6 protein-coding genes and 2 pseudogenes are annotated in these 7361 nt (G+C 61.8%); 4 read left to right on the top strand and 4 right to left on the bottom strand.

Annotated elements, in window-relative coordinates; all coding sequences use genetic code 11:
• Positions 1-798: 798 nt before the first annotated feature.
• Entirely contained in the window at positions 799-1572 is a 774-nt protein-coding gene (locus Q0747_RS13485) for a mechanosensitive ion channel family protein (RefSeq protein ID WP_298255497.1), read from the bottom strand.
• A gap of 397 nt (positions 1573-1969) precedes the next feature.
• On the opposite strand from Q0747_RS13485, the gene Q0747_RS13480 reads away from it, so the two are divergent.
• Positions 1970-2596, top strand: a complete 627-nt coding sequence (locus tag Q0747_RS13480) for a hypothetical protein (RefSeq protein ID WP_298255495.1) — start codon at positions 1970-1972, stop codon at positions 2594-2596.
• A 149-nt stretch (positions 2597-2745) separates the two neighbouring features.
• The gene (locus Q0747_RS13475; RefSeq protein WP_298255493.1) at positions 2746-3624 is read left to right on the top strand and encodes a YsnF/AvaK domain-containing protein; all 879 of its coding nucleotides are present in this window, start codon (positions 2746-2748) and stop codon (positions 3622-3624) included.
• A 263-nt stretch (positions 3625-3887) separates the two neighbouring features.
• On the opposite strand, the gene Q0747_RS13470 is transcribed toward Q0747_RS13475, so the two are convergent.
• Entirely contained in the window at positions 3888-4163 is a 276-nt protein-coding gene (locus tag Q0747_RS13470) for a hypothetical protein (RefSeq protein ID WP_298255491.1), read from the bottom strand.
• Positions 4164-4780: 617 nt separating this feature from the next.
• On the opposite strand from Q0747_RS13470, the gene Q0747_RS13465 reads away from it, so the two are divergent.
• Together Q0747_RS13465 and Q0747_RS13460 are read left to right on the top strand one after the other, a co-directional pair.
• Positions 4781-5236: a hypothetical protein gene (locus Q0747_RS13465; protein ID WP_298255489.1), complete on the top strand. Its 456-nt coding sequence runs from the start codon at positions 4781-4783 to the stop codon at positions 5234-5236.
• Positions 5209-5601: a winged helix-turn-helix domain-containing protein gene (locus Q0747_RS13460; protein WP_367277725.1), complete on the top strand. Its 393-nt coding sequence runs from the start codon at positions 5209-5211 to the stop codon at positions 5599-5601. The genes Q0747_RS13465 and Q0747_RS13460 overlap by 28 nt, the downstream gene beginning before the upstream one ends.
• A 67-nt stretch (positions 5602-5668) precedes the next feature.
• On the opposite strand, the pseudogene Q0747_RS13455 reads toward Q0747_RS13460, so the two are convergent.
• Both Q0747_RS13455 and Q0747_RS13450 read right to left on the bottom strand, forming a co-directional pair.
• Positions 5669-5956, bottom strand: a pseudogene (locus Q0747_RS13455) (integrase core domain-containing protein); the annotation flags it as partial.
• Positions 5957-5974: 18 nt separating this feature from the next.
• Positions 5975-6934 (bottom strand): annotated as a pseudogene (locus tag Q0747_RS13450) (ISL3 family transposase); the annotation flags it as partial.
• Positions 6935-7361 lie beyond the last annotated feature (427 nt).

Here is a 7361-nt window from a genome sequence, read left to right as displayed (position 1 = left end):
TCTCGGAAGACCTCGGCGCCTACCTCAAGACCAACGCGCCACCGCGGCTACACCCTGGAATCGGATGAGCCGCTTTGACCACGGGACGGCGTTGGCGGGCTGCCCCGCCATCGAGGCTTCAAAAAGCCCGCCACGGTCAGGAAAAGTCACAGTTGAGTGTGGCAGAACCAAGTAGTGCACAAAGGATCGGAACTAATCGCCTGGTCGTCGAAGGCGCCCGCCTCCTGCCCACATGTGCACGGCACAAGCTCCCCACGCTTCGCTGCTTGTCCCGCACACATCTGGACAGCAGGAACCACGGGACCGCCTGCACACACCCACCTGCCTCACCAATACGAAAGGAGTCGCCTTGAGCGGACGGTGGATGTGCACAGCCTCCTCATCGACGTGGTCGCGTACACCATGAGTTGGTCTTCCTAGGACTAATAGAACTAATAGCGGCAATAGGGATCGTGGCGATGGCGTCAGCTGCAGCTTCCGCTTGAACCCGGTTACATGCTTGATGAGGTCAGCAGCTGATAGTGCCTATGGGATCAATGAGCCGAGACCGGCAGTGATCTTCGGATCGGCCATCCACCTATCGACTACACCCGGAAAGCGCGTCGTGGAGGCGTTGCTTGGATCGGCTCACGCGTTGGTCGACACGGATGTGCAGACGCGTCTTGAGTCGTATGGGCTGGCTGCCGCGCATCGTTTCTGCTTGGAAACCAGGCGAGGGACGCCCCGCGTGGGGGCGTCCCTTGCCTTGGTTAAGTAGTTCGAGCTCGTTGAGAGTGAGCCGACGAGGTGCGTCGGTGCTTAGACCCGGTGTGCGCCGTCCTGGTTGCCGGAGGTCCGCTGGTCCGTCTTGGCCTTGGCCTGCTGTGCTTTGGACTTCAGCTGCTGGCCCGCCGAGGGTGCTGCATCGGCGTGGGCCTTGATCTTGGGGGCTTCTTCCTCGGCCTTGTTCAGGTAGCCTTCCCACCGCTTGGACATCGGGCCGATGAGCCCGCCTCCGACACCGACGACGATGACACCGACGATGGCCGAGAGCACCGCGATGAGGATCGGGGTGGTGACCGTGGTTGCGATCTCGACCTGGTTCAGGGCGGCGATGATGCCGATGCCCAGGATGAAGACGCTCGCGATGTTCGCGAGGATCTTGCCGTAGGACAGTCCGCCGAGCGCGTTCTGAATCAGGGACTTCACCGCGGCGGCGATCGCCGCTGCGATGACCACGATGATGATCGCGACGATGATCTTCGGCAGGAACGCGATGATACCGGCGAGCAGGTCACTGACCGGGTTCGGCCCGAAGACCCCGAAGGCGAACTGGAGCACGAACAGGACCAGGAAGTAGTAGACGATCTTCGAGACGATGTCACTGGCGTCGAGCTTGGACTGTGCGAGGGCCTTCTTCACGCCGCCGCGTTCGACGGCCCGGTCGAAGCCGACCTTTTCGAGCAGCTTGTCCAGCGCCTTCGCGATGAGCTTCGCGACGATCAGCCCGATGACGAGGATGACGAGGAACAGGATCAGTTTCGGTACGAATTCGACAACGGTCGCCAGACCGCTGCGCAGGGATTCTTCCATGGATACTCCTTGAGACAAGTGAAAGGGGGTGCCGGCTTCAGGGCGCCCCCGGCGCCACCGGCACTGATCAGCCTCGGAGTGAGGCCCACATCACGATAGCGCAACGTCACACATGATCAGTGTGCTTAGATGTTTGTGGCAATGGGGTCCGGGCCTTCGAGTAGGGTCCCGCTCTTCCTGCCCGCGGGGTATCCCCGCCGAGAACATCACTGGTCTGAGTCAAGGAGTGGCTCCTGACGTCCAGCCCTGCCCTTGCAATGGCAGTTACCTGTTCACCTGCTTCCCTCACCGCTTGAGCGGGCCTTTTCGGACCGTGTGGTGGAGGCAGCTGGTCGGCGGGTCGCCGGCGGTGCTGGAGGTCGACCTCACACGTAACACTCACACCGAAGGACATGACATGGCAGAGAACAACACGTCAGGGGCAAGTACCCCGAAGAAGCGTAGGAACGACGTCGTCGCTGCGGAAAGAGAGCGCTTCGGCGGTATCAAATGGGGTTCGGCGTTCTTCGGCTGGCTCACAGCGATCGGGCTCACGGTCCTCCTCAGCGCCATAGCTACCGCCGTCGGCGCGGGTGTGGGAGCCGCGAATACGACCAGCACCTCTGACGCCGCGAACCAGGCACAGGAGAACGCGCAGACCATCGGCATCGTCAGCGGCATCGTCCTGGCGATCGTGCTCTTCGTCGCCTACTACTGCGGCGGCTACGTCGCCGGGCGGATGGCCCGCTTCGACGGCGTCAAGCAGGGGCTGGCCGTGTGGCTGTGGGGCATCATCATCGCGATCGTCATCGCGATCCTCGCCGCTGTCGCCGGCGACCAGTTCAACGTCCTCGATAAGATTCAAGGCGCCCCACGGATTCCCCTCGACGGCAGTGCTTTGACTACCGGCGGGCTCATCGGCCTGGCTATCACCATCCTGGTCCCCCTGATCGGGGCGATCCTGGGAGGCAAAGCCGGTATGCGCTTCCACCGCAAGGTCGATCAGGCCGGTATCGACCACCAGATCACCACCGACCAGAACTGACCTCAGCCCGAGATCGTGCGCGGCTCCTCGCATCAGCGATACCGCGCGCAGTCCGGGGCAAAGGGAGGTGGAGTTCGGTGCTCTCACCTCAGCCACCCGCGTCACCACCAGGCACAGAGCCTGGTGCTGTAACTGAAGGAGTGCTTTTCATGATTTCGCAGAACGATATCGACACGATCCTGTCCGGCCGGTCCACCGTGCTGGATTCCCATGGGACGAAGATCGGCACGGCAGGTCAGGTGTATCTCGATGACCAGAGTGGGGATCCGAGCTGGGTGACCGTCAAGACGGGACTGTTCGGAACATCGGAGTCCTTCGTCCCCCTCCAGGGCGCCCACCTGACCGGTAACGACGTGAATGTCGCCTACATCAAGGACCAGGTCAAGGACGCACCGCGGATCGAATCCGACGGGGACCTCAGCCCCGAAGAAGAACAGCGCCTGTACCGGCACTACGGCCTCGCTGGCCAGAGCGGGCAGCACGACCGGACGGGCGATGTCCTCGAGGACAAGACCGCGACCACCGGCGGCGTCGGGACCGGCGAGGCCGGGTACGAGCGTGGCTACCAGGACGGTGATGAGCGTATCGACCGCTCCGACGACAAGGGCATCGTCGGGCACGATACCTCCGGGCCCACGACCGATGATGCGATGACCCGTTCCGAGGAACAGCTCCGCGTCGGCACCGAGCGCCGCGAATCAGGTACAGCACGACTGCGTAAGTACGTGGTGACCGAGAACGTGAGCACGACGGTACCCCTGAAGCATGAGGAGATTCGCGTGGTCTCCGAGCCGATCACTGACGCCAACCGGGGCGATGCCCTGGACGGACTGGCGATCAGCGAGGAAGAGCACGAAGTGGTCCTCCACGAGGAGCGGGCCGTCGTGGACAAGGAAGCCGTCGCGGTCGAACGTATTCGCCTGGACAAGGAAACCGTCACCGAGCAGCAGGAAGTCACCGACGAGGTCCGCAAGGAAAAGATCGAGGTCCTCGACTCCACCACGGACAACACGAAGAACCAGCACTAAACCTGCACCACAAGGCCAGGGTCTGTGGGGTACGACAAGAGTCGTACCCCACAGACCCTGACCCATGCTTCGCCCACATTGTCGGCGAAGCGAGGATGCCGATGCTGGTAACAGGCGGATTCGAGCGGTTCGCACGGGCCTTCCTGCGAAGGCTCATCAGTCCGCGCTGTTGCCTGGGGTGTCAGTGCTTCGCAGCAGGCCCGGTGAGTTTCCCGCCACGGGAATACCCAGGAGGATTCATCGTCGGCCCCGAGCCGGAAGTGTTAGTGGTGGCCGGCTTCGGTGGTGCCGAACAGGAGGGTGCGGCGCTGCACGTCGTAGTAGACGGTTTCGGCGGTAGAGAGAAGATCTTGCAGGTTGTCGGCGTCATCGGCGTCGATGGTGAGCACTTCCTCCCACGCGCCCTGATCCAGCACGAGTTGGAGGGTCCACGTCCCGGGCTGCCCCGGATCTCCCGCGACCCAGCTGAACTGGTAATGGCTGAGTTGGCGGACCTTGATGCTGTCATCGGTGATCGGCTGATTCAGATTCTGTGCCATGACTGGCTCCTTCTTCGTCGTAGATGCTTTGGTACTGACCACCCTGAGCTCGTTGAGGGGATCGGAACCCTGTGCGGTGTACCCGGTGAGCGACCGGACGATATCAGCGTAAGTTTCAGGCCATGCTCCGCATGCAATACCCGGAGCACCCAATATCCGTTGACAAGCACCGCTCACCCAGCCGGTCTACCAGTTTCCTATCCCAACTGTTCAACGACGGCGTGTGGTGCTCAAGGACAACCCCGGGCACTTGGGGCGTGCTGAATCCCTCGGTGACACTCCTGAAGTGCACGCCTCTCTGCTCGAGATCGTCGATGAGAGCCAGCAGAAGGTCATGTGCCTGTATAGGTGGCCCCTAGGGCGGGGTCAGCGGGGCGATCAGCTCCTACAGACGCTCATCGACCCTCCATGACTACATCCTCGTTGTCATAGAGGCAGTGCGGATCAACCTTAAATCCAGCACAACGGCAATTGAGTCTTGAGGGCCATGTCGAAAGGAACGGCCCACGGACACATGCCGAGATCACCAGTAACGCATCTTTGAGGAAATACTTGCCAAAACGGAAACAACTTGCGATAGTTGGCACATCGACTACTATCACGTCAGAAGGATCACTATGAGCGACACCACCGTTTCAAACTCCCCAACCGCTGAGCAGGCAAAAGCCATGCTCGACCAGGCCAGTCACCTCGGTGCCAGCATCCGCTCCAGCGCAAGTTGGCCCGCGATTAGCTGCATTCTAGGACTTGGCGCCGTCTCCTCCATGGCCCTTATCGCCTTTACCTACGCCAATCAGATCCCCGGATTATCGTTGATTCTGCCTATGACCGTTATGGGAACCTGGATCATCATTCTCCTTGCGACGGTATTGCTCTTTAGCAGATCCGCGAAACGGGGCTTCGGTACCCGCTGGGCTATCTACATGGGAGTATGGAGTATTCTCTGGGCGGCCGGGATGGGATTATCGCTAGCTGGCATTGCATTCGCAAACGAACCCTGGTTCACCGGCCTCCTTGCCGGTCTCATCACCTTTTCGACGACGGCGTGCGCCTGGTACGAGGCACGGCAGTGACCGCGCCCCTTACCGCAGCTGCCGAACACCCACGACATCAACTCGATGACACCCTCGGGCACCCCGTACGTTTTTCCCTCGCAGCAGCTCTTGCGCACACCGAGGAGATCGACTTCGCCACCCTCCGCGACCACCTCCAGGTCACCGACTCCGTCCTCAGCAAACAAACCACCGCGCTCGAATCGGCTGGCTACGTAAGAATCCGAAAGGGCTACATCGGCAAACGACCACGAACCTGGCTCAAACTCACCACCGAAGGCGAACGCGTGTGGCGGAACCACCTCGCCGCGCTACAAGACATAGCATCTAATGCGCCCACACCAGCGACCACCACTTACGACTCAACACCTGCTAACAACCGGTAAGCGACCCTGCTGCTAAGCCCATCAGCCCTGAAGAAGGGTCTGCTGCACGGATAGGTGACAGTTCTAGTCACGCAGCCAAGGCGGCTGGCGTGTTCATGATGGCCTCGAACTCAATAGGCGTCAAACGCCCGAGTCGGGTCTGCCGACGTCTCCGGTGATAGGTCTGCTCGATCCACATCACGATCGCAATCCTCAGCTGCTCTCGGGTAGTCCAGGACCGACGGTCCAGGACGTTCTTCTGCAGCAGAGCGAAGAATGATTCCATTGCGGCGTTATCACCGCAGGACGCGACCCGTCCCATCGAACCGACCATCCGGTGGTGGGTCAGAGAACGCAGGAATCTCCTACTCCGAAATCACCGCAGCAGCCCAAACACCTCCTCGTGCGCTTCATGGGCTTCGATCGCTGTGATGAACCGGGCGCGCTGCTTGTCAGTGAGGTTCTCTGCCCCAGCACGGAGGATGCTCTGGATTCCATAGAGAGGCTCGCCCTTACGGCCGCGGTGCCCGAGGGTGTCCTGCTGGACGCGTCGGCGTACCTCATCGACGGCGGCGGTGCCAAGCTTCACCACATGGAACGCGTCGAGGACCGCGACGGCGTCCTCGAGGGTGTCATCGATCGCGCTCTTATATCCCGCGAACGGATCCAACGCGGCGACCTGCACGCCGTCCCGGAACGTACTATCTCGGGCGTGGAGCCAGTCTTTGTAGGCTTTCCCTGACCGGCCGGGTACTAGATCCAGGAGCCTGGCCCGCGTCTTTCCGTGCTTGTCGCGGGTGAGATCGACCATCCCGGTGAGCTCCTTCGGGCCACGCTTGCGGGGATCGACGTGGTGCCAGATATGCTCGTCGACGCCGAGCGTCGTGACATTCTCGAACCGGGACTCATCATCCGCAAGACGCCGTAGTTCGGGCTCGATCGCACGCCATACCGTCTTCCACGAGGTCCCGAGCTGCCGGGCCAGGCCAGCGATGGTCGCGTGTTCCCGGCGGAGTTGCCCAATCGCCCAGATGATCGCGCGCGTGGTGATCGATCCGCGCGCTGCGACGAGCGACGTGAACTGTTCCACGAACGTCCTCTTGATGCAGTGCGCGTCGGCGCATCGCCAGATACGTTGCCGCCAGACCACCCGGACCTGACTCGCACCGGGGACATCGTGGAGCACGCGGCGGCGCCGGCCGCGGCCGACAGCGATGCTCCCGCACCCCGGGCACCCCATCACCTGCGGCGACGTCGAGACAGTCACCGTCAGCAGCCCCTCATCACGCTCGACCTTCTCGACGTGGACTCCGTCGAGACCGACCAATAGGTCGCAGCGCGAACAAGGATCGATGGCAGAGCGCGCATCAACGCACCCGAAGTAGCATGAGACACGTCGAGGTCCTCGGGTCGGGTCAGTCAGTTAGCGCTTCTGATCCTCGGGGACCTCGACCCCTTCACGCCACCTCTGACCCAGCTAGCCTCAAACACCTACCCCCACCGGATGTCCGAAGAGCCGCATAACCCGTGTCTACCATCCGGGGTCAAGGCCAAGGGTTTCGTCCAGAGTGGATCGCCTAACTGCTGCTGGAGATGTGCGGTGAAGGGGTCTGGTACTGAGCGCTGAAGCGCGACGTTGTCGCCGATAGCGGGCAGATCCACAGCCCCCTTCCGGACCGATCATTCGCTTATGGGCGGGTGGAGCCCGAAAGGTGGAGCTTAAGGCCGTCTTGGTGCGCACTGGATCAGTGGGATTTCGTGCTGGTGTCGATGTCGCTCAG

Source organism: uncultured Arthrobacter sp., assembly GCF_947493765.1.
GTDB lineage: Bacteria > Actinomycetota > Actinomycetes > Actinomycetales > Micrococcaceae > Arthrobacter_D.
Note: the sequence above shows the minus strand (reverse complement) of the source record. Positions and strands in the feature narration are given on the sequence as shown.